Source organism: Streptomyces sp. NPDC085481 (assembly GCF_044541845.1).
Classification (GTDB): domain Bacteria; phylum Actinomycetota; class Actinomycetes; order Streptomycetales; family Streptomycetaceae; genus Streptomyces.
The window spans coordinates 228153-247558 of sequence record NZ_JBITTJ010000011.1 but is presented as its reverse complement, the minus strand read 5'-3'; the positions used below and the strand labels follow the sequence as shown (position 1 = coordinate 247558).

The 19406-nt window shown below is 74.4% G+C and carries 22 protein-coding genes; 8 read left to right on the top strand and 14 right to left on the bottom strand.

What is annotated here, in order from left to right; all coding sequences use genetic code 11:
- Positions 1-16 precede the first annotated feature (16 nt).
- The 4 genes from ACIGEZ_RS23615 to ACIGEZ_RS23600 are packed head-to-tail and all read right to left on the bottom strand — an operon-like array spanning position 17 to position 1599.
- Positions 17-589, bottom strand: coding sequence for a CoA-binding protein (locus tag ACIGEZ_RS23615; protein WP_399834160.1), 573 nt, complete (start codon positions 587-589; stop codon positions 17-19).
- A gap of 1 nt (position 590) precedes the next feature.
- The gene (locus ACIGEZ_RS23610; RefSeq protein ID WP_399834158.1) at positions 591-782 is read right to left on the bottom strand and encodes a ferredoxin; all 192 of its coding nucleotides are present in this window, start codon (positions 780-782) and stop codon (positions 591-593) included.
- Entirely contained in the window at positions 779-1084 is a 306-nt protein-coding gene (locus ACIGEZ_RS23605; RefSeq protein WP_399834156.1) for a hypothetical protein, read from the bottom strand. The genes ACIGEZ_RS23610 and ACIGEZ_RS23605 overlap by 4 nt, the downstream gene beginning before the upstream one ends.
- Positions 1081-1599, bottom strand: coding sequence for a hypothetical protein (locus ACIGEZ_RS23600; protein ID WP_399834154.1), 519 nt, complete (start codon positions 1597-1599; stop codon positions 1081-1083). The genes ACIGEZ_RS23605 and ACIGEZ_RS23600 overlap by 4 nt, the downstream gene beginning before the upstream one ends.
- A gap of 379 nt (positions 1600-1978) precedes the next feature.
- On the opposite strand from ACIGEZ_RS23600, the gene ACIGEZ_RS23595 reads away from it, so the two are divergent.
- Positions 1979-3145: an aromatic ring-hydroxylating dioxygenase subunit alpha gene (locus ACIGEZ_RS23595; protein ID WP_399834152.1), complete on the top strand. Its 1167-nt coding sequence runs from the start codon at positions 1979-1981 to the stop codon at positions 3143-3145.
- Between the two features lie 557 nt (positions 3146-3702).
- Positions 3703-3975 (top strand): aldehyde dehydrogenase family protein, encoded by a 273-nt coding sequence (locus ACIGEZ_RS23590; RefSeq protein ID WP_399834150.1) that lies wholly within the window; start codon positions 3703-3705, stop codon positions 3973-3975.
- On the opposite strand, the gene ACIGEZ_RS23585 is transcribed toward ACIGEZ_RS23590, so the two are convergent.
- Positions 3965-5389, bottom strand: a complete 1425-nt coding sequence (locus ACIGEZ_RS23585; RefSeq protein ID WP_399834148.1) for a glycosyltransferase 87 family protein — start codon at positions 5387-5389, stop codon at positions 3965-3967. The genes ACIGEZ_RS23590 and ACIGEZ_RS23585 overlap by 11 nt on opposite strands.
- Before the next feature lie 113 nt (positions 5390-5502).
- Between ACIGEZ_RS23585 and ACIGEZ_RS23580 the strand changes: the two genes are divergently transcribed.
- On the top strand, positions 5503-6672 hold the full coding sequence (locus ACIGEZ_RS23580; RefSeq protein ID WP_399834146.1) for a molybdopterin-dependent oxidoreductase: 1170 nt from the start codon (positions 5503-5505) through the stop codon (positions 6670-6672).
- 1 nt (position 6673) lies between these two features.
- Positions 6674-7117, top strand: coding sequence for a hypothetical protein (locus ACIGEZ_RS23575; protein ID WP_399834144.1), 444 nt, complete (start codon positions 6674-6676; stop codon positions 7115-7117).
- Here ACIGEZ_RS23575 and ACIGEZ_RS23570 read toward each other — a convergent pair.
- The 3 genes from ACIGEZ_RS23570 to ACIGEZ_RS23560 are packed head-to-tail and all read right to left on the bottom strand — an operon-like array spanning position 7090 to position 9127.
- On the bottom strand, positions 7090-7749 hold the full coding sequence (locus ACIGEZ_RS23570) for a class I SAM-dependent methyltransferase (RefSeq protein WP_399834240.1): 660 nt from the start codon (positions 7747-7749) through the stop codon (positions 7090-7092). The two genes, ACIGEZ_RS23575 and ACIGEZ_RS23570, sit on opposite strands and share 28 nt — an antisense overlap.
- A gap of 2 nt (positions 7750-7751) precedes the next feature.
- On the bottom strand, positions 7752-8384 hold the full coding sequence (locus ACIGEZ_RS23565; RefSeq protein WP_399834142.1) for a DUF2064 domain-containing protein: 633 nt from the start codon (positions 8382-8384) through the stop codon (positions 7752-7754).
- Complete coding sequence (locus ACIGEZ_RS23560) at positions 8381-9127, bottom strand: glycosyltransferase family 2 protein (protein ID WP_399834238.1); 747 nt, start codon at positions 9125-9127, stop codon at positions 8381-8383. The genes ACIGEZ_RS23565 and ACIGEZ_RS23560 overlap by 4 nt, the downstream gene beginning before the upstream one ends.
- A 134-nt stretch (positions 9128-9261) precedes the next feature.
- Here ACIGEZ_RS23560 and ACIGEZ_RS23555 point away from each other — a divergent pair, with 134 nt between their 5' ends.
- Together ACIGEZ_RS23555 and ACIGEZ_RS23550 are read left to right on the top strand one after the other, a co-directional pair.
- Entirely contained in the window at positions 9262-10032 is a 771-nt protein-coding gene (locus ACIGEZ_RS23555) for a response regulator transcription factor (protein ID WP_399834140.1), read from the top strand.
- Entirely contained in the window at positions 10029-11141 is a 1113-nt protein-coding gene (locus tag ACIGEZ_RS23550; RefSeq protein ID WP_399834138.1) for a sensor histidine kinase, read from the top strand. The genes ACIGEZ_RS23555 and ACIGEZ_RS23550 overlap by 4 nt, the downstream gene beginning before the upstream one ends.
- Positions 11142-11220: 79 nt before the next feature.
- Here the strand turns inward: ACIGEZ_RS23550 and ACIGEZ_RS23545 are convergent, their stop codons facing one another.
- The 3 genes from ACIGEZ_RS23545 to ACIGEZ_RS23535 all read right to left on the bottom strand — a co-directional run bounded on the left by ACIGEZ_RS23545 (position 11221) and on the right by ACIGEZ_RS23535 (position 13167).
- Positions 11221-12282 carry an NAD-dependent epimerase/dehydratase family protein gene (locus ACIGEZ_RS23545; protein WP_399834136.1) on the bottom strand — a complete coding sequence of 354 codons (1062 nt, stop codon included), beginning with the start codon at positions 12280-12282 and terminating at the stop codon, positions 11221-11223.
- A 118-nt stretch (positions 12283-12400) separates the two neighbouring features.
- Complete coding sequence (locus tag ACIGEZ_RS23540; RefSeq protein WP_399834134.1) at positions 12401-12811, bottom strand: SRPBCC domain-containing protein; 411 nt, start codon at positions 12809-12811, stop codon at positions 12401-12403.
- Positions 12808-13167, bottom strand: a complete 360-nt coding sequence (locus ACIGEZ_RS23535) for an ArsR/SmtB family transcription factor (protein WP_399834132.1) — start codon at positions 13165-13167, stop codon at positions 12808-12810. Before ACIGEZ_RS23535 ends, ACIGEZ_RS23540 begins: the two co-directional genes overlap by 4 nt.
- Positions 13168-13325: 158 nt before the next feature.
- On the opposite strand from ACIGEZ_RS23535, the gene ACIGEZ_RS23530 reads away from it, so the two are divergent.
- The gene (locus tag ACIGEZ_RS23530; RefSeq protein ID WP_399834130.1) at positions 13326-14123 is read left to right on the top strand and encodes a VOC family protein; all 798 of its coding nucleotides are present in this window, start codon (positions 13326-13328) and stop codon (positions 14121-14123) included.
- A 112-nt stretch (positions 14124-14235) separates the two neighbouring features.
- Positions 14236-15276 (top strand): LacI family DNA-binding transcriptional regulator, encoded by a 1041-nt coding sequence (locus tag ACIGEZ_RS23525; RefSeq protein ID WP_399834127.1) that lies wholly within the window; start codon positions 14236-14238, stop codon positions 15274-15276.
- Between the two features lie 48 nt (positions 15277-15324).
- Here ACIGEZ_RS23525 and ACIGEZ_RS23520 read toward each other — a convergent pair whose 3' ends face one another.
- Genes ACIGEZ_RS23520 through ACIGEZ_RS23510 form a run of 3 tightly spaced genes read right to left on the bottom strand, consistent with a single transcriptional unit; the run spans position 15325 to position 18790 of the window.
- Complete coding sequence (locus ACIGEZ_RS23520) at positions 15325-16035, bottom strand: TSUP family transporter (protein WP_399834125.1); 711 nt, start codon at positions 16033-16035, stop codon at positions 15325-15327.
- The gene (locus ACIGEZ_RS23515; RefSeq protein WP_399834123.1) at positions 16032-17501 is read right to left on the bottom strand and encodes an amidohydrolase family protein; all 1470 of its coding nucleotides are present in this window, start codon (positions 17499-17501) and stop codon (positions 16032-16034) included. Before ACIGEZ_RS23515 ends, ACIGEZ_RS23520 begins: the two co-directional genes overlap by 4 nt.
- Entirely contained in the window at positions 17498-18790 is a 1293-nt protein-coding gene (locus ACIGEZ_RS23510) for a uracil-xanthine permease family protein (RefSeq protein WP_399834236.1), read from the bottom strand. Before ACIGEZ_RS23510 ends, ACIGEZ_RS23515 begins: the two co-directional genes overlap by 4 nt.
- Positions 18791-19406 lie beyond the last annotated feature (616 nt).

Below are 19406 nucleotides of genomic sequence, written 5' to 3'. Positions count from 1 at the left end.
GCCGCGAGCACCACGGTCATCTCCCGTGGCGTACGGACGAGTTCCACGCCCGCGTCCCGGCAGGCGGCGGCGACCACGTCGGCCGACGTGGGGAGCGCTCCGGTGTGCGACTGGGCGCTGCGGGCGACAGCGCCGGGGTCGATCGGTCCGAGGCGAGGTACAGCTCGGTGGTGTTGTCGGCGACGCCCGGGCAGTTGGGGTCGACGAGCACGGCTCCGGCGGCCCGGACACGCTCGGCGACCGCCCGCTGGCGGGCCAGTCCGGCGGGGCCGGCCTCCGCGAAGCCCGTGGTGATGGCCACGATCGCCTTCGCCCCGCACGCCAGCGCGTCGTCGACGGCGGTCTCGAAGCCGGCGCCGGGGACGGAGATCACCACCAGGTCGAGAGGTTCGCCGAGCTCGCCGAGCGAGGTGGCCGCGGTCCGGCCGAGGACGGTGCCGCCGCGCCGGTTGACCAGGTGCACGGGCCGCCGGCCGGGGGCGCGCAGCGCCTGGGCGGCGACCGCGTGGCCGTACTTCGCCGGGTCGTCGCTGGCGCCGACCACGGCGACGGAGCGGGGGTCGAAGAGCGCGGTCATGTCGCGTGCCATGTCAACCCTCCACGCGGAGGGCGGAGTTGGGACAGCCGTCGACGCAGGCGCGGGCCTGCTCCTCGGCGGCGGGCGGGACCTCGGCGGCGACGACCCGCGCATAGCCCCACTCGTCGAGCTCGACGAGCTCGGGAGCGTGGTCGGGGCACAGCCCGTAGCCCTGGCAGAGGGTGGCGTCGAGCAGGAGTTTCATGGCGTTCCTTTCAGCACGGGCGTGGGGTGCGCGGAGGCGTCCGACGAGTTCACGATCGGCGCGGCCACGGCGCCGGCGGCGCCGCGCTCTCGTGCGGCGCGCAGTTTGACGGCGGCCGGGAAGCCCGCGCCGCCGCGGCCGCGCAGGTCGGAGGAGTCGAGGTGGTGCAGCAGCTCGTCCGGGACGGTGACGCCGGCGTAGCCGCCGGTGGCCCGGTACGCCTCGGCGCTCTCCGTCACGTACGGCGTCGCTCCGAGCAGGGAGCCGAGGGGCGTCGCCGTCGGGTAGCGGATCGTGGTCATCGGGCGTCTCCTGTGGGGGGTGTGCGGGGTGTCCGGGGTGGGTCGGTTGCCCGGGCTCTGCGGGAGCCACGGCCCGTACGGGGGTGGGTGCGCAGGGTCCGTACCGCGGCTTCGAGCGCGGTGCGGTCCCCGGCGGTGCGGCCGTATCCCGCTCCCGGGAGGCCGATGAGCATGCGGTGGTGGTCGAGGAGGACCTCGGCGGCGAGCAGGGCCGAGGCCGCGGGGTCCTCGCCCTGGTCCTCGCCCCGGTCCGCGTCGGGGGCTTCGTCGATCCGGGCGGTCACGGTGGTCACGAGGGCGGTGACCTCGGCGAGGTAGCGCAGCCAGCTGTGCCGGCTGCCGCGCAGGACCAGGCGTTCCACGCGGCGCCGCTCGGCGGCCGCGAGTTCTTCCCGGTTCGCGGGCGGGCGGTGCGCCGCCTGCGAGGAGGCACGCAGGGCGGCGACCGCCGCGGGCAGTTCCCGCTCCGGTTCGGGGGTGAGTCCGAGCCAGTCCAGACGCCGACGACCGCTCATGCGTGCCTCCGGGAGGGAGAGGGGGCGCGGCCCGGGGAGTGCCGGGGCGCGCTCGACCGCCGGCGCGGGGGCCGGCGCCGGCTGCTTCCGGGCCGGGGAGACTTCCGGACCGACGAGCGAATTCGCAGGTCGGAGGCGGTGTGGCGGCGGAGCAGCGACAGGGAGACAGGTTTACTGACCGATCGGTCAGGCAAGAACAACGGTAGCTGACCGATCGGTCAGCGTACAAGTCTTGACCCGGCGGAATTCAGCCACCCCTCTGGCTGTCCACTCGGTCAGCCTGGTCGCGGCAACCGCCCCGCCCGCCTGTCCACCGCCGGTTCGCCAGGCCATCGACACCCGACACCGATCGCCGCTCCCGCGGCACGAGGAGTCACCGATGCAGTCCGGAGCCCCCGCACCCACACCGCTCGACCAGCCCGCCCAGGGCCGCCTTCCCGGCCCCGCCCTGCCGGCCCGCCACTACACCGATCCCGCCATCGCCGCCGCGGAGACGCGGCAGGTCTTCGCCCTGTCCTGGCAGCTCGTGTGCCACGAGTCGGACCTGCCCGGCCCCGGTGCCCGGCTCGCCGCCACGGTCGCCGACCGCGAAGTCCTCGTCGTCCGCACCGAGGACGGCGGCCTGGCCGCCCACCTCAACGTGTGCCGCCACCGGGGAACACGCCTGGTCGCCGCCCCCGAACCGGCCGGCAAGGCGATCCGCTGCCCCTACCACGGCTGGACCTACCGACTCGACGGCACCCTGGTGGGCGCCCCGGAGGCACGCCAGATCCCCTGCCTCGACAAGCCGCGGCTCGGCCTGTTTCCGGCCCGCGTCGAGTCCTTCCTCGGCTTCGTCTTCGTCAACCTCGACCCCGGCGCCGTACCGCTCGCCAAGAACTGCGCAGGCCTCGCCGAGGCGGTCGGCCACTACGCCGGAGCCGATCTGGTGCCGGTCGGCCGCGACCGGATCCACGACCTGGCCCGCGCCGAAGTGCAGGAGGCCAACTGGAAGGTGACGGTCGACAACTACCTGGAGGGATACCACGTACCCGTCGCCCACCCCGGCCTGATGCGGCTGCTCGACTACCAGGGCTACCGCAGCGAGATCGAGGACTCCTACGTCCTGTTCACCTCGCCGCTGCGGGACAAGCCGTCCTCGAACTGGGCGGAACGCCTCTACCAGCGCGTCGCCTCCCCCATGCCCGGCCTCACCGAGGCCGACCGGCGGGTGTGGCGGTACGCGGTGATCTACCCCAACACCCTCATCGACTTCTACCCCGACCACGTGCTCGCCTGGACCGCCGTCCCGACGGCGGTGGACCGGGTGGCCGTACCCGGCGGCTTCTACACCCGCCGCGGCACCGGCCCGCGCACCCGGCTGGCCCGGCGCCTCAACATGCACATCGGCTGGATCACCAACGACGAGGACGCCGAACTCGTCGCCCGCGTCCAACGGGGGCTCTCCACTCCGGGGTTCGAGCCAGGACCGCTGTCCCGGCGCGAGTCCGCGGTCGGCTGGTTCGCCGACCGGATCCGAGCCGACCTCGCCGCCGCGGAGCACTGAGCCGCCGCTCCGCCCGCAACTCCCGCCGGCGCGCCCCCGCCGCCCCCGCCGCCGCCCCTACGAAGAGGACCCCCATGTCCCCCGAGGCACCACCGCTGTCAGCACCCCGTCACCACCCCTGTCCCGGCGTACCCTCCTGCGCGCCGGGACCGCCGCGGCCCTCGCCCTCACCTCCGCCGGCTGCGGATTCGCCGCCGCCGACGATCCCGCCGCCGCCCGGGCGAGAGCGGACGCCCCTATCGACGTCAAGGTCGACGGCGACCTCGTCTACTTCGCCGCGGCCACCGGCCTCCTCGTCCACGAGCGCGTGCACGACGCGTTCCTCGCGGCCTTCACAGCCGTCGCGGCCACCCCCACGTACCGCGAGGCCTCCTTCGGCCCCCTGGACAACGCTGCCCAACTGGCGGCTGTGGAAGCCCTCTTGAGCTGCCCCCGGCTCACGCCTAGATCGTCACCGGCGGCAAGGCCGTCCCGCGCCCCGGCTTCTGCCACCAGACCACGGTCGTGGTCGGGGTCCGCCAGCACGACGAGATCGTGCAGGAGGAACCTTCGCACCCGTGGTCACCGTCCAGCCCTTCGCCACCGAGGAGGAGGCCCTCCACCTGGCCGACGACGTCCGCTTCGGCCTCGCCGCCGGCGTCTGGACCACGGACCACGACCGGGCGATGCGCGCCACCCGCGCCCTGCGCACGGGCATCGTCTGGGTCAACACCCATGGCACCACGGTCTCCGAGATGCCCCACGGCGGCGTCCGCCACTCCGGCTACGGCACCGACCTCTCCCTGGCCGGCCTCCTGGACTACACCCACCCCAAACACGTCATGCTGTGACGCCGGAAGGAGGCCGGTCCCTCTGGCGCGACGCGTACGCCCGCGCCCATGCCGCGCCGGGTGGCAGCACCGCGGCCACCGCGTACGCGGCCGTCGCCGCACCGCCGCCCACGAGATAGGCGACGGCGCCGGCCAGTCCGGCACCCAGCCACTCCCAGCGGCCGTCCAGGGCCACGAGGGCGACGAGGAGGAGGGCGTACCACGAGTATCCGGGCGTCGTGAGGAGGAAGGCCGTGCCGGTGGTCACCAGGGCGCCCCGCCAGGGGCGTTCGGGATCGCCGCGCCACCAGACCGCGGCCGCCACGGCCGTGATGACGAGCAGCACGGCCGGGAGCGCCCACGTGTCGGGCAGGACGAGCCGGAGCAGGAGGTAGCGGCCGCCGGCGCCCGCGTCGTCGTATCCCTCCTCCTGCGCGTAGCCCCCCAGATAGCCGAGGACGGAGCCGTCGGAGAGCAGCACGTACGGCAGGTACAGCAGCCCGACCGTGGCCGCTGCCGGTGCGAGCACCGCCAGGGCCGTACGCGGTCGCCGTACGCCGGACAGCGCGCCCGGCAGCAGGACGGCGGGCAACAGCTTCGCGGCGATCGCCAGGCCGAGCAGCACGCCGCCCGTGAGGTGGCGGCGCGCGACGAGGAGGAGCGCGGCGACCGAGAACAGCACGGCGAGGACGTCGACATGGGCGTTGTTGACGGCCTCGACGGGGACGGCCGGGGACCAGGCCCACAGGGCTGCCTGGCGGGGGTCGCCCCGGCGGCGCAGGGCGAACACGAGGAGGCTGGTGACGGCGAGGGAGAGGACGGCGGCACCGGTCTGGAGGGCCTTGTGGCGGGCGTCGGCCGGCGAGACGGCGTGGACCAGCAGGAACCAGCCCTCGGCGGCCGGCGGGTAGATCGTGTGGACGGCCGGCCGGTTGATGCGGGTGCACCGGCCGGCGTCGAGGGGCGCGAGGTCGGCGTCGCTCCGCGCGCAGACCGCCGCTCCGGGGAAGAGCCACGTGTCGCGCAGTCCGGCGACGGCCGGGTCGGCGGGTGCGTGGTCGTACGGGGAGATGCCCGCCGCCTGCACCCGGCCGTCCCACGCGTAGCGGTAGGCGTCCGTGCTCGTACGCGGCGCCGCCACGAGCCCGGTGAGCGTGACCGCGACCGCGCCGGCGACGACCAGCGGGACGGCCGCCCGCGCGGGGACCCGGCGCAGGGCGACGAAAGCCCCCGCGAACAGCGCCCAGGCCCCCGCGTATCCGGTGAGGAACCCGGCGCCGCGCGCGTCGCCCCGAAGCAGTCCGGCGAGGGCGGCGATCAGGACGCAGAGCAGCAGCGCGGTGACGACGACGGGGCGGGTGCGGGGCGGTGGCGCGATGGGGCGGGTGCCGGGCGGTGGCGCGGCGGGGACGGCGGGGCGGGTGCGGCGGGGCATGGCCGCAGCCTGACAGTGCCGTCGGCCGCGCAGGGGGCGACCCGTCGGGGCGTTCGGGTTTCGTAAGGTGTCGGAGGGCCTGCGCGGCGGCTCACAGCGGTGTGATGGACGGCATGACCTTCCGCATGCCCAGGCTTCCGCGTCCCGAGGTGCCCCGGATCCGGCCGCCCGAGTTCAAGGGGCGGCTGCACGACGCCCGCACGGCGACGTCCGTCGGCCGGTGGCTCGGCGTGGCCTTCGCCGTCTGCTTCGTGACCGGTCTCGTCAGCCACTACCTCCAGCAGCCGCCCGGCTGGCTCGCCGACGACCTGCCCGCCCGGCCGGTGTGGGGCTACTGGCTCACCCAGGGCCTGCACGTCGCCACCGGTCTTGCGGCGATCGTGCTGCTGCTCGTCAAGCTCTGGGCGGTGTACCCGCGGCTGTTCGCATGGCCGCCGGTGACGTCGGTGCGGCACGCCCTGGAACGGCTGTCCGTCGCGGTCCTGGTGGCCGCCGCCGTCTTCGAGCTGCTGACCGGGCTGCTCAACATCGCCGAGTGGTACCCGTGGCCGTTCTCGTTCGTCCCGGTGCACTTCGCCGTCGCCTGGGTCGTCACCGGCTCGATCCTGCTGCACATCGCGGTCAAGGCCCCCGAGATCATGGCGCATTGGAGCAAGCGATCGGCGGGCGCACTCGCGCTGCCGGCCGAGGACGGCGCCGACCGCCGTTCGCTGCTGCTCGGCATGGGAGCCGCCGTGGGGGTGGTCACGCTGACGACCGCGGGGCAGGCCTTCCCTCCCCTGAAGGCGCTCGATCTGCTCGCGCCCCGCCACCCCGACCACGGGCCGCAGGGACTGCCCGTCAACCGGACCGCCGCCGCGGCGGGCGTGTCGGCGGAGGGGTTGGGGGAGTGGCGGCTCGAGGTCGCCGGCCCCCGCCCGTACACCCTCACGCTCGACGCGCTGCGGGCGATGGCCCGAGCGCGGGCGCGGCTGCCGATCGCCTGCGTCGAGGGCTGGACCGTGCAGGCCGACTGGGGCGGGGTACGGGTGCGCGACCTGGTGGAGCGGGCCGGCGGCCGGCCCGGCCGGGACGCCGTCCGGGTGACGTCCCTCGAGGTGAGCGGCGCCTACCGGGTGATGGAGATGGGCACGGAGTACGTGGACGATCCGCTCACCCTGCTCGCCCTCACGCTCAACGGGCAGCCGCTCACCCTCGACCACGGCTTCCCGGCCAGGATCATCGCCCCCAACCGGCCAGGGGTCCTGCAGACCAAATGGGTCCACCGGCTGGAGGTGCTGTGAGGTGACGACGACACAGGTGCTGCGGTACACGGTCGGCGCGATCGGCGTCGCGCTGACCGGCCTCGGGGCATGGCTCGTGGCGGTCGAACCGGACCCGTGGGGCGTGCTGGTGTGGCTGGCCGGGGCCGTCGTCCTGCACGACGGGATCCTCGCCCCGCTCGTCCTGGCCGTCGGACTGCTCCTCGTGGCACGGTCCCAACGGGGCCTGTGGCGCGGGGCGCTGATCGTCGCGGGCAGTGTGGTCCTCGTGACGCTGCCGCTGCTCGTACGGCCGGGGGAGCCGCCGAACGCGTCGGCGCTGCCCCTGCCGTACGCACGCAACCTCGTGATCGTGCTCGCGGCCGTCGCCGTGGCGACGCTGGCGGTGTCTCTCGTACGGCGAGGGCGGCAGCCCGTACGACGGTGGCGGGAGCGGCGTCAGAGGCGTACGGCCACCGGCGACTGAGGCGCGAGGGCCAGGAACGGGCGGCCTTCGGCCGTCCAGCTCTCCACGACCCGCCAGCCCGCCCGAGCCGCATGGTCGGACAGGGCCCGGGTGCCGACCCGGGCCCAGGAGAACGGCGCTCCCCGACCGCCCCGGCCGTCGTCGACCCGTACCTCGCAGCGCTCGTCGACGTCCACGGGCGCGCATTCGGCGAGGACCAGCCCGCTGCGGGACACGACCCGGCGAAGCCGCCGCAGCAGGGCGGCCGGATCACCGCCGATCCCTATGTTGCCGTCGATCAGCAGCGCCGTGTCCCAGCGTCCCTCGGCGGGCAGCGGGTCGAAGACCGACCGGCACAGGGCCGTCCCGCCGAGCCGCTCGGTGCGGGCGACCGCCTCCGGGCTGATGTCGATGCCCAGCGCGCGTCGGCCCTCGACGGCGAGGGCGGCGACGAGCCGCCCCGGTCCGCAGCCGATGTCCAGGACCGTGCCGTGGCAGCGTTCCAGGACCGACCGGTCGGCGGCGTCCGGCGCCTCGCACCAGCGCTCGACCTCCAGGGGGAGCAGCCAGCCGTCGTGCCGGCGCAGGAAGAGCGGACCGCGGCCGGTGCGCAGGGCGTCGGTGTACGGGTCGGAGCGCCAGCTCGTCGTCATGGTCACGCGCTTGCTCCCGCCGCCGCGGCCGTCAATGCGGCGTGCAGGGCGGCGAAGCGGGTCCCGGGTGTCCGGGCCGCCACCCGCCGCGCGTCCTGCGCGGTGTCCACATCGCGGAGCACCGGCAGGCCACCGATCCGCAGACCCGCTGCCCGCAGCCGCTCGTGCTGCACGGTCCCCGTGTCGCGCCGGGACATCGGCACGCCCAGCAGGAGAGCGGGGTCGGGGACCGCGAGGCCGAGTGCCCAGAATCCCCCGTCGACCGCGGGCCCGAACCAGGCGTCGTGGCGGTCCCAGCACAGGGCGGGGGCCAGGTGCTCCGGGGTGACCTGCGGGGTGTCCATGCCGATGAGCAGCGCCGGCCCGGCGCAGGCCGCGAACGCGGCGGCGAGCCGCACGTCGAGGCCGCCCGGCACCTGGGGCACGACGACGAAGCCGGGCGGCAGCCATGGCCCGGGCTCCCCGTCGAGCACGAGGACGTGCCGGTCGGCGGGGACGGCAACGGCGGTGTCCAGCGTGTCCGCGAGCGCGGCCTCGGCGAGGGAGGCGGCTTCCGCCGGGGTGAACGGGGGAGTGAGCCGGGTCTTCACGCGGCCCGGCAGCGGCTGCTTGGCGATGACGAGGAGCGTGGTCACGGCCGGTCACCCCCGGTCGGTGCGGACGCGGGTCCGGTGCGTGCGGATCCGCGTACGGCCGCGGGTGCGGACACGGCCGCGGACACGGCTACGGGCTCGTCGAGCACGCGGCGCATGTCGCGCACGGCCTGCCAGGTGCCCTTCCACGTGCCGGTGACCTTCGACCGGCCCGCCCGGGGGAGGTACGGCACATCCGCCTCGCGCACCCGCCAGCCCGCGTCCGCGGCCCTCACCACCATCTGGAGCGGGTAGCCGCTGCGCCGGTCGGTGAGGCCGAGGCCGAGCAGCGCCTCGCGGCGGGCGGCCCGCAGGGGCCCCAGGTCGTGCAGCCGAAGCCCGGTACGGCGGCGCAGCAGCCAGGAAAGGGCGAGATTCCCGGCCCGCGCGTGGGCCGGCCAGGCGCCTGGTCCGGTGGGCCGGCGGCGGCCCAGGAGGAGGTCTGCGGAGCCGTCGGCCACCTCGCGGACGAACCCGGGCAGAAGGCCGGGATCGAGGGAGGCGTCGCAGTCGCAGAAGCAGACGAACTCTGCTTCGGAGGCCAGCAGCCCGGCGTGGCAGGCGGCGCCGAAGCCGCGCCGTGGCTCGTGCACGACGGTGGCGCCGAGCTCGGCCGCGACTGCGGCCGAGCCGTCGGTGGAACCGTTGTCGACGACGATCGCCCGCCAGCCGGCGGGGATCCGGGCCAGGACCCAGGGGAGGGCCTCGACCTCGTCGAGACAGGGAAGGACGACATCTGCGGTCATGGGTGTCACGCGTCTCACCGTAGGAACCGCGGGCCCGATCGTGGCCTTTCCACTCCTTACGAAACGCGGACGTCGAGCCGCGTACCCCCGGGTGGCCGTGGCCGCCCACGGGTACGGATGCGAGGCTGTGCGTCATGAGCGAGACCCGCACCCCGGTGAGCCCGGCCCGGATCCTGGTGGTGGACGACGACCCGACGGTCGCCGAGGTGGTGACCGGATACCTGGAACGGGCGGGCTGCGCCGTCGAGCACGCGCCCGACGGACCCGCCGCCCTGCGCAGGGCGGCGGAGCGGCGGCCCGACCTGGTCGTGCTCGACCTGATGCTGCCGGGCCTGGACGGCCTTGAGGTCTGCCGCCGGCTGCGCGCGGCCGGCCCCGTGCCGGTGATCATGCTGACCGCGCGCGGTGACGAGGAGGACCGGATCACCGGCCTGGAGGTGGGGGCCGACGACTACGTCACCAAGCCGTTCAGCCCGCGCGAGCTGGTGCTGCGCGTCGAGTCCGTGCTCCGCCGGACCCGGAGGGCCGGCGCCGGCCCGGTGGCCACCAGGCCCGTGCTGCGCGCCGGGACGCTCGCCGTCGATCCCGTGACGCGCAGGGCTTTCCGGGCGGACTGCGAACTCGCCCTGACTCTCCGGGAGTTCGACCTCCTGGCACACTTCCTCGAGCACCCCCGCACGGCGCACACCAGGGAGGAGCTGATGCGGCGGGTGTGGGGCTGGGACTTCGGCGACCTGTCCACCGTCACGGTCCATGTCAGGCGCCTGCGCGCCAAGATCGAGGAGGACCCGGCGCGGCCCCGGCTCATCGAGACGGTGTGGGGCGTGGGCTACCGCTTCGAACCGGGGGGCGGCGAGAACGCCGGCGGGAAGGAAGGGACGACGGCCGGGGGTGCGGAAGGATGAAGGACGTCCTGCTCATCGCCGCGTTCGCACTCGGGGGAGCCGTCTGCGCGGGCCTCGCCGGAGCGGTGGTCCTCCGGCTCGTCCGGCACCGCTCGGTCGCCCTCTCGCTGACCGTCGTCGCCGCCGTCACCGTGACGGCGATGCTGGGCGGGACGCTCGCGGTCGCCCGGGCGATGTTCCTGTCCTCGCACGACCTGTGGGTCGTGACCGTCGTCATCGCGATGGCGGCCCTCGTCTCGCTCGGCACCGCGCTCGTCCTCGGCCGGTGGGTGGTGACGCGCAGCCGCGCCCTCGCCCGCGCGGCACGGGACTTCGGAGACGGCGGAAGCTTCTCCGCGCCCGACGGCGCCGCCACCGCCGAACTCGCCGCCCTCACCCGCGAACTGGCCGCCACCAGCGACAGACTCGCGGCCTCCCGGCGCCGCGAGCGCTCGCTCGAAGCGTCGCGCCGGGAGCTCGTCGCCTGGATCTCCCACGATCTGCGCACCCCGCTGGCCGGGTTGCGGGCGATGGCGGAGGCTCTGGAGGACGGCATGGCGGCCGATCCCGCGCGCTACCACCGGCAGATCCGCACCGAGGTGGAACGCCTCACCGCCATGGTCACCGACCTGTTCGAACTCTCCCGCATCCACGCGGGCGCGCTCACCCTGAGCCCGAGCCGCCTGTCGGTATACGACCTGGTCGGCGACGCCCTGAGCGGCGCCCACCCGCTCGCCCGCGAGAACGGCGTCCGCCTGGTGGGGGAGACGGTCGAGGCCGTGCCCGTCGAGGTGGACGGCAAGGAGATGACCCGGGTGCTCGCCAACCTCCTCGTCAACGCCATCCGCCACACGCCGGCCGACGGCACCGTCGCGGTGGCGGCCGAGCGGCGCGACGGCGCCGTCGTCGTGTCCGTCACCGACGGCTGCGGCGGCATCCCCGAGGAGGATCTGCCCCGCGTCTTCGACACCGGCTGGCGCGGCACCGAGGCCCGCACCCCTCCGGCGGGGGCGGGCCTCGGCCTCGCCATCGTCCGAGGGATCGTCGAGGCCCACGCGGGCAGCGCCCAGGTGCGCAACGTCCCGGGCGGTTGCCGCTTCGAGGTGACGCTGCCTGCGGCGGCGGGCTGAACGGGGCGCCCCTACCGGTGCGGCGCCACGGTGCGTGCGGCGCCACCGTTCGTGCGGCGCCGCACGTCGTACGCCCGCGCTACCCCGGGATCGCCGAGGCCCGCTGTCCCGCGCGGGCGAAGTCGGCCATGCCGTCGGTGAAGCCGATCTCCGGTCGCCAGCCGAGGTCGCGGCGCAGCCGGGACGAGTCCGCGGTGATGTGCCGGACGTCGCCGAGCCGGAACTCGCCGGTCACGACCGGTTCCGGGCCGCCGTGGGCCCGGGCCAGCGCGGCGGCCATCTCGCCGACCGTGTGCGGGTCGCCGCTGCCGGTGTTGTACGCGGTGAGGGCGCCGGCCGGCAGGCCGGGGCCGGCTTCGAGCGCGAGCACGTTGGCCGTGGCCACGTCCCGTACGTGGACGAAGTCCCGGCGCTGCCCGCCGTCCTCGTAGACGCGGGGTGCGTCGCCGCGCGCGAGCGCCGAGCGGAAGAAGGAGGCCACGCCCGCGTACGGGGTGTCCCGGGGCATCCCCGGCCCGTACACGTTGTGGTAGCGCAGCGCGACGACCTTGCCGTCGACCGAACGCGCCCACGCGGCCGCCAGGTGCTCCTGGGCGAGCTTCGTCGCGGCGTACACGTTCCGCGGATCGGCGGGCGCGTCCTCGCCGACCAGGCCGGGTACGAGCGCGGCGCCGCAGGCCGGGCAGCGCGGCTCGAAGCGGCCGGCGGCCAGGTCCTCGGGCCGGCGGGCACCGGGCCGGACGGGACCGTGGCGGAGGCACTCGTACCGCCCTTCCCCGTACACGACCATGGACCCCGCGAGCACGAGTCGCCGCACGCCGGTCTCCGCCATGGCCGCGAGCAGCACGGCCGTGCCGAGGTCGTTGCAGCTCACGTACTGCGGGGCGTCGGCGAAGTCCTTGCCGAGGCCGACCAGGGCGGCCTGGTGGCAGACCGCGTCGATCCCGGACAGCGCCGCCCTGACGGCCTGCGGGTCCCGCACGTCTCCGTGCAGGAGCTCCGCCGGGGGCGGTTCCGGGGCGGTGGGGTGGGCGCTGGGGAGCAGTGCGTCCAGGACGACCGGTTCGTGACCGGCCCGCCGGAGCGCCGTGACGACGTGGGAGCCGATGAAACCGGCCCCTCCTGTGACGAGTACGCGCATGGACCCGACGCTACGGACGGGCAGCGCGCGGCGGAGGGGTCCACGCCGTGCCGTAAGACTTCCGTCATCCCGTAGGTTCACCGGCGGGTGCGCCCACGGGAGGACGGAAGTGCGGCGACTAGGGGGTGTCAAGCACCGTCTGGATCCGGCCCAGGAGGCCCGGCCAGCCGCGTCCCATTCCCTCGAAAGCGGCCTTGCCCAGCGGGGAGTCGAGGTCGAATCCCGAGTGTTCGAGGAAGAGGCGGGTGCCGGTCCCCTCGGCCTCGAGGCGCCAGGTGATGGTGGTGTCCAGGCTGCCCGGGGCGAAGGTGTAGCGCAGCAGGCGCTCGGGCTCCACGGTCAGCACCTCGCACTCCTGCCGGCCCCACTGCCCCATGTCGAGGGTGAACCGGTGCCCCACCTCGGCGCGGACGTCCCCGGCGGCCCACCAGCGGGCATGCAGCTCGGGCTCGGTGAGGGCGCGCCAGACGGCCCGGGGAGGGTGGGCGATGAACTGGTCGCAGTGGATGGTCCGGAGTTCCGCGGTCATGGAGTGTCGTCCTTGCTGTCGCTGATGTCGTCGGTGGCGGCGCTGTCGCCGATCTCGTCCAGCACGTCGCGCAGGGCGCCCATGCGGGCGCGCCAGTAGTGCTCGAAGGGGTGAAGCCACGTGCCGACCTCGGCGAGCGGCTCGGCCCGCAGGTGGTAGTAGCGGTGGCGCCCGCGGGGCTCCTCCCGTACGAGCCCGGCCTTCCGCAGCACGGCGAGGTGCTCGGAGACGGCCGGACGGCTCAGGGAGAACTCCCCGGCCAGCTCGCCGGCGGGGCGTGGTCCACCGATCAGTCCTTCGAGCAGTTTGCGCCGGACCGGGTTGGCCAGCGCGCTGTAGACGTCGACTGAGGGCATGCCGACAGGATGCGTCGGAATTCTCCGACGTGTCAACTTTTCCCGACGCGTTCGTCGTGGTCGTCGTGTCCGTCGTGTCCGTCGTGGACGGCCGACGGGCGAGGGGCGGTGTCCGGTGGAAGGCTGAGTTCGTACCGGATCTGCGAAAGGCCCATGCCATGATCACGCTTGACTTCGTCCCCGGCTCCCCCTGCTTCCTCGACCTCGGTTCCCCCGACGTCCCTGCCGCCGCGGCCTTCTACGGCGCGGTGCTCGGCTGGGACTACGAGCCCATGGGTGAGGGGGAGGAGATGGAAGGCGGCATGTTCAAGAAGGACGGCAAGACCGTGGCCGGCCTCGGCAAGCTCACCGAGGAGGGCGCGCGCTCGGCCTGGATGATCTACTACACCGTCGCCGACGCGGACGCCACGACCCAGGCGGTGGAGCGGGCGGGCGGCACCGTCCGGGTCGCTCCGATGGACCTCGAGGAGTGGGGCCGGATGGCGCAGTACAGCGACCCGCTGGGGGGTCAGTTCGCGGTCTGGCAGCCCGGTACGAACACGGGCTTCGAGCTGGTGGACGAGCCGGGCTCGCTGTCCTGGACCGAGCTGTACACGAGCGACGCGGCTGCCGCGAAGGAGTTCTACGGCGGCGTCCTCGGCTGGCAGTTCAACGACATGAAGATGCCGGGCAGCGAGGGCACGTACACCCTCATCACCCCCGAGGGCCTGCCGGAGGCGCGCATGCACGGCGGCCTCATGCAGGTGTCCGAGGAGGCCCTCGCCCTCGCCAAGGGCAAGCCGTACTGGCACCCCGTGTTCGCCGTAGCCGACTGCGACGCCACGGTCGCCAAGGTCAGCGAGAACGGCGGCAGCGTCCAGATGGGCCCGGTCGACGCGGAGGGCGTGGGCCGCCTCGCCGTCTGCCTCGACCCGTCGAAGGCCGACTTCGTGCTCCTCACCCCGGTCGCCGGCTGAGACCGGCGACGCCACCCGCCCGCGGCCGTCGTCACCCGGCCGGCGCCACTGCCGCGGGCGTCGGCGAAGATAGGGGCGTCACCTGTTCCGAGCACACGAGGAGCGACGGCAGATGCCTCCTTCCGGGTCCGGTCCGAGACCGGTCACCATCGCCGACGTCGCTCGTGCCGCCGGCGTGTCCCGTACGACGGTCTCCCACGCCCTGAACGGGATCGGCAAGGTCGACCCACGGACCCGGGAGCACGTCAAACAGGTCGCCGCCGGACTGGGCTACCGGCCCAACCTGCGCGCGCAGCGGCTGCGGCGCGGTGAGGCCAAGGCCATCGCGCTCGCTTCGTCGATGCCGTTCGCGGTGGCCGGAGGGCCGTCCCGGCTCGGCTTCTACATGGAGGTCGCCGCCGCCGCCGCCGAGAGCGCCCTGCTGCACGAGTACGCGCTCGTGCTCGTGCCGCCCGTGCAGTCGGGGGCGGCGCTGTACTCCCTGGACATCGACGGGGCCATCGTCGTCGAGCCCGACGTCGACGACGCGGCTGCGGCGCAGTTGAAGGAGCGGGGCTTGCCGTACGTGGCGCTCGGCCGGCCCGTCCCGCCGGACGAGGACGTGCCGTACGTCGACCTGCGCGGCGGCCTCGTCGCCGAGGTGCTGCTCTCCCACCTGCGCGAGCAGGGGGCCGAACGGCCGGCCCTCGTCGTCGGCTCCGGCGCGCGGCACTCTTCGGTGGACGCCCGCGCGGCCTTCGAGCGGCTCGCGAAGGAACACGGCTGGGAGCCGATCGTGGCGACCGCCCCGGAGGCGGGCGGCGAACGGGCGGGCTACGAGTGCTGCGCCGCCCTGCTCGCCGAGCACCCCGGCATCGACGCGGTGTGCGCCCTGGTGGACGCCTTCGCGGTCGGCGCGGTGCGGGCGATCCGGGACAGCGGACGCGCCGTCCCGGACGACGTCATGGTCGTCACCCGCTACGACGGCCTCCGCGCGCGCACCTGCGAGCCGCCGCTGACCGCCGTCGACCTCCACCTGGACCGGGCGGCGGCCGCGGCCGTGGACCTCCTCCTCGGCCGGCTGCGCGGAGAGGGCGCCGCCCCGGTCGCCTCGGTGCCCGTGCCGACGGTGATCGCCCGGGGATCGTCGCTGCGGCGTACGAGCGGCACCTGACCCCCGCACCGGATCGCGGGGCGAGGGCATGCGCGGGCACTCGTACGGTCAGAGCCCGAGCAGCAGGACCACGCCCGACACCAGGGCGAACACGAGCACGAACAGGCGCATCCGCCGCGCGTCGACCCGGTGGTGGACCAGGCGGCTCAGCCATGCGCCGCCGGCGATCGCCGGCGTCAGCGCGAGCGCCCACCCGAGGTCCGCCGGGTCGCCCTGCCCGGTCGCGAACAGCAGGGCCAGCGAGGCGACTTCACCGACGAGGAAGCACAGGGCGACGGTGGAGCGCAGCTCGCCCGGCGGCCGGTGCTGGTAGACCAGCGCCAACGGCGGGCCACCGACACCCGTCGCGGTCTCCGTCAGGCCGGTCACCACGCCCGCACTCAGATAGGCCGCCCTGCCGGGTGTGAAGACGGGAGCCGCCAGGCTGACGACGGCCGCGAGCACCGTCGCGAGACCTACGAACAGACCGAGACCGCGGTCCGGGATCAGCCACAGCAGCGCCAGACCACCGGGTGTGGCGGCCAGCCGCGCGCCGGTGATCCAGCCCGCGCCGCGCAGGTCCAGCGCGGCCCGTTCGCGCCACGCGACGTACAGGTTGAGGGGAACCATCGAGGCCAGGACGAACACCGGGAGCAGACCGGGATCGAGGATCCCGGCCACCGGGGCGACGATCAGGGCGAAACCGAGCCCGCTGCTGCCCTGGACGAAGGAGGCGGCGGTCACCGTGACGGCGAGCACCGCCAGCGTCTCGCCGGTCACCGCGCGGTGTTCCGTTCCCGTGCCGTGGTGGAGGTGGGGTGCACCCGGGTGATGGCCGCCCGGCCGACGGCCTCGTGGGCCAGCCGGGCCGCGCGTCGCACGAGGGCGTCGCCGTCCCAGCCCACGGGCCGGCCGCACCACAGGCGCAGCCGTCCTTCGACGAACACGGCGGTGATCTGGTCACGGTTGCCGCGCCGTACGAGTTCCCAGGGCAGGTCCCAGGAGAGCGCGAGCTCCGGAGTGGTGACGTCGACGAGGAGGAAGTCGGCGGCCAGGCCGGCGGCGATCGTGCCGGTGCGCGCGCCGAGGCCCAGGGCGTCGGCGCCGCCGCGGGTGGCGTGCTCCAGCCACGTCCAGCCGGCGCCGCACGACGAGTCGCCGGTGGCGAGCCCGTACGCGAGCCGCTGGGCGAACTCGGCCGCCTCGGCGAGCCGGAAGCCGTCCCCGCGGGTCCCGTCGGTGCCCAGCCCGAAGCGGACACCGCGCTCGGCCATCGCGGTGGCGGGCGCGACGGCGTTGCCCTTCCAGGCGCTGGCGACCGGGTTGTAGCTCACCGCGGTCCCGGTGTCGGCGAGCAGGGTGAGTTCGCGCGGGGTGAGCAACGTGGCGTGCGCGGCCAGCAGTTGGGGGCCGAGCGCGCCGATCGCGTGCAGGTGTTCCAGGGGGCGCAGACCGTGGCGTACGAGCGAGCGCTCGACGGCCGCCAGGTGCTCGTTGACGTGGATCTGGACCACGGCCCCGGCCTCCGCGGCGAGCCGGGCGGTGCGCCGCAGGGTCTCCTCGGTGGCGGCCTCCGGGACGGAGACGGCGAGGGAGGCGTGGACCAGGGGGTCACCCTCGTAGCGCACGAGGTGCTTCTCGGCGCGGTCGAGAACAGTGCCGTCCAGGACCGCGCGGTCAAGGACGGCGCGGTCCCTGCCGCCATGGTCCCTCCCGCCGCGCTCCGGGCCGGCCGCGGCCTTGCCGTCGTCGGCGTCGTTGCACACCAGCCCCAGTACGCAGCGGAGGCCCGCGTCCCGGGTGGCGGAGGCGACGGCCTCGACGTCCACGTCCGCGCGGGTCCCCGCGTCGGCGACGGTGGTGAAGCCGCCGCGCAGGGCCTCCAGCGCGGCCAACTTGGCCGCCACGTACGCCGATTCCTCGTCCAGCGCGCCCTCCAGTGGCACCCACACCCTGCGGAAGATCTCCGAGGGCTCGCCGAACGCGAGTGCCGAGCCGAAGCTCTGGGTGAGGTGGTGGTGGGCGTCCACGAAGCCGGGCATCAGGAGCTGTCCGGGCAGACGGACGGGGCCGAGTCGGGGATGGCGGCGGACCAGCTCTTCGACGGGTCCCACCGAGGTGAAGGAGCCGTCGGCGACGGCGACCGCGTGGCCGGCCGCGGGGCCTTCGGGCAACAGGACGGCGTCCGGGACCAGAAGGAGCGGGCCGGGTCCTTGGAGGAGCTCGTGGGTGTGCTGGGGGTTCATCGGTCGCTTTCCGCGCGGAGGGTGGACAGGCGGGCGGCGACGCCCGGCCTGACGTGGTGGAAGAGGATGTTGAGCACGGCGGCGACGAACGCGCCGACGGCGACGCCGCTTTCGAGGAGGATGCGCACGTTCGGCGGGAAGCCGCCGTACACGCCGGGGACGAGGATCGGCAGCAGGCCGAGGGCGAGGGCGACGGCGACCACGAACGTGCTGGTGTGCCGGTCGAGATCGGAGCGGCCGAGCATCTGGACGCCGAGCACGGTGATCACGGCGAACACGACCATGGCGGTGCCGCCGACGACGGCGGCGGGGACGACGCTGATCGCACGGGTCACCGGGGCGAGGAAGCCGATGGCGATCAGGACGAGGCCGGCCGTGGCGGTGACGTAGCGGCTGCGCACGCCGGTGACCCGGACGATCCCGATGTTCTCGCCGCTGGTGACCATGAGCGGCAGGCCGAAGAACCCCCCGAAGAGCGAGGTGAGGGCGTCCCCGCGCACGGTCTTGGGTACGTCGGTGCGCCGGTCGATCTCCTTGCCGACGGCTTCGGCGTTGATGACGGTCTGACCGGTGGCCTCCGCCATGGAGGCGAGGCTGTAGAGCATCAGGGGCAGCGCGGCGAGCAGGTTGAACTGCGGGGAGCCGAACGGCATCAGGTGTGGCAGGCTGAGCAGGCCGCCCTCGGCGGCCTGGCCGAGGTCGACGCGACCGAGCGCGGCCGCGAGCGCGGTGCCGGCGAGCAGCCCCAGCATGACCGCGAGTTGGCGTACGACCCCGCTGAACAGCAGGTAGAAGACGACGGTGAAGCCGATCGTCGCGATGCCGAGCACGAGGTTCATCGGCTCGGCGAAGCCCGGTGCGCCGGGGCGGCCGGTGACCAGGACGGCACCGACCTTCACGAGGTTGACGCCGACGATGACGATCATCGTGCCGATGACGAGGGCGGGGAAGAAGCGGAGCAGCCGGGAGAAGACCGGCAGGACGACGAAGGTGAACAGGGCGGTCAGGATGACCGCGCCGCACGCCGTGCGCAGCCCGTGCTGTCCGGCGATGGCGAGGAAGAGCACGAGCGGGGCGCCGCCCGGCAGCATCATGAAGGGCAGCCGGGGCCCGAACTTCCACGGACCGAGCGACTGGATCAGGGATCCGACGCCGGAGAGCACGAACGCGGCGGAGAGCAGGTCGACGGTCAGGCCGGCGTCGAGCCGCAGGGTGGCGCTCATGAGGAAGATCGCCGAGATCGGTGTGGCGGCCATGACGAGGACGTGCTGGATGCCGAAGAGGAGGATCCGGCCCAAGGGGCGGGACTCGTCGACGGGGTGGACGTCGGCGGTGCGGGGGGCCTGCCGCAGCGGCGGTTGATCCGTGCTGGGCGGGGACTGGCGGGGACTGGACACGTTCGAGCTCCGATCGGCGTTCGACACGTCGGGGGTTCAGCCGCGATCCGGCCCTGGACGGGGAGCCAAATCGAGGTGGCCAAATCGATTTGGCCGTCAGTATGGGAGTGTGCGCCGGAGGCGTCAAGGGTTCCGGCTGCCGGGAGTTCACCGGGTAGAGACAACGGATTCCGTAGCCACAGCGGCGATTTGCCATCGATTCGTAAGTTACCGCGCGGTGTTCCTTCAAAAACATGAGCACACGCCTTGCGTGCGGGCCTGTCCATCCGCCAGGATCTGTGTCCGGCCCGGGTCTCTCCGCCCGGCCCCATGCCTCCTGTCTGGACGCCTGGTCGCGCACCGGCAACCCCGTGCCGCCAGCCGGTGAACCGCCCGATCCGCGCGGCCGCCCGGATGCCCCTCCTTCGAGGCTCTCCTCGCGGCCCGGCGCTCTCCTGCGACCCGGTGCCGCCCTCCCCCTCTCATTCACCTACCCTCAGGCAAGGCAGAGATGGCACCACTGGCCTCA

Bases quoted from the DNA above. Each gene is read 5' to 3' on its own strand.
- ACIGEZ_RS23615 (WP_399834160.1), bottom strand. From the start codon at position 589: ATGGCACGCGACATGACCGCGCTCTTCGACCCCCGCTCCGTCGCCGTG.
- ACIGEZ_RS23610 (WP_399834158.1), bottom strand. From the start codon at position 782: ATGAAACTCCTGCTCGACGCCACCCTCTGCCAGGGCTACGGGCTGTGC.
- ACIGEZ_RS23605 (WP_399834156.1), bottom strand. From the start codon at position 1,084: ATGACCACGATCCGCTACCCGACGGCGACGCCCCTCGGCTCCCTGCTC.
- ACIGEZ_RS23600 (WP_399834154.1), bottom strand. From the start codon at position 1,599: ATGAGCGGTCGTCGGCGTCTGGACTGGCTCGGACTCACCCCCGAACCG.
- ACIGEZ_RS23595 (WP_399834152.1), top strand. From the start codon at position 1,979: ATGCAGTCCGGAGCCCCCGCACCCACACCGCTCGACCAGCCCGCCCAG.
- ACIGEZ_RS23585 (WP_399834148.1), bottom strand. From the start codon at position 5,389: ATGCCCCGCCGCACCCGCCCCGCCGTCCCCGCCGCGCCACCGCCCGGC.
- ACIGEZ_RS23580 (WP_399834146.1), top strand. From the start codon at position 5,503: ATGACCTTCCGCATGCCCAGGCTTCCGCGTCCCGAGGTGCCCCGGATC.
- ACIGEZ_RS23570 (WP_399834240.1), bottom strand. From the start codon at position 7,749: ATGACGACGAGCTGGCGCTCCGACCCGTACACCGACGCCCTGCGCACC.
- ACIGEZ_RS23560 (WP_399834238.1), bottom strand. From the start codon at position 9,127: ATGACCGCAGATGTCGTCCTTCCCTGTCTCGACGAGGTCGAGGCCCTC.
- ACIGEZ_RS23555 (WP_399834140.1), top strand. From the start codon at position 9,262: ATGAGCGAGACCCGCACCCCGGTGAGCCCGGCCCGGATCCTGGTGGTG.
- ACIGEZ_RS23550 (WP_399834138.1), top strand. From the start codon at position 10,029: ATGAAGGACGTCCTGCTCATCGCCGCGTTCGCACTCGGGGGAGCCGTC.
- ACIGEZ_RS23545 (WP_399834136.1), bottom strand. From the start codon at position 12,282: ATGCGCGTACTCGTCACAGGAGGGGCCGGTTTCATCGGCTCCCACGTC.
- ACIGEZ_RS23540 (WP_399834134.1), bottom strand. From the start codon at position 12,811: ATGACCGCGGAACTCCGGACCATCCACTGCGACCAGTTCATCGCCCAC.
- ACIGEZ_RS23535 (WP_399834132.1), bottom strand. From the start codon at position 13,167: ATGCCCTCAGTCGACGTCTACAGCGCGCTGGCCAACCCGGTCCGGCGC.
- ACIGEZ_RS23530 (WP_399834130.1), top strand. From the start codon at position 13,326: ATGATCACGCTTGACTTCGTCCCCGGCTCCCCCTGCTTCCTCGACCTC.
- ACIGEZ_RS23525 (WP_399834127.1), top strand. From the start codon at position 14,236: ATGCCTCCTTCCGGGTCCGGTCCGAGACCGGTCACCATCGCCGACGTC.
- ACIGEZ_RS23515 (WP_399834123.1), bottom strand. From the start codon at position 17,501: ATGAACCCCCAGCACACCCACGAGCTCCTCCAAGGACCCGGCCCGCTC.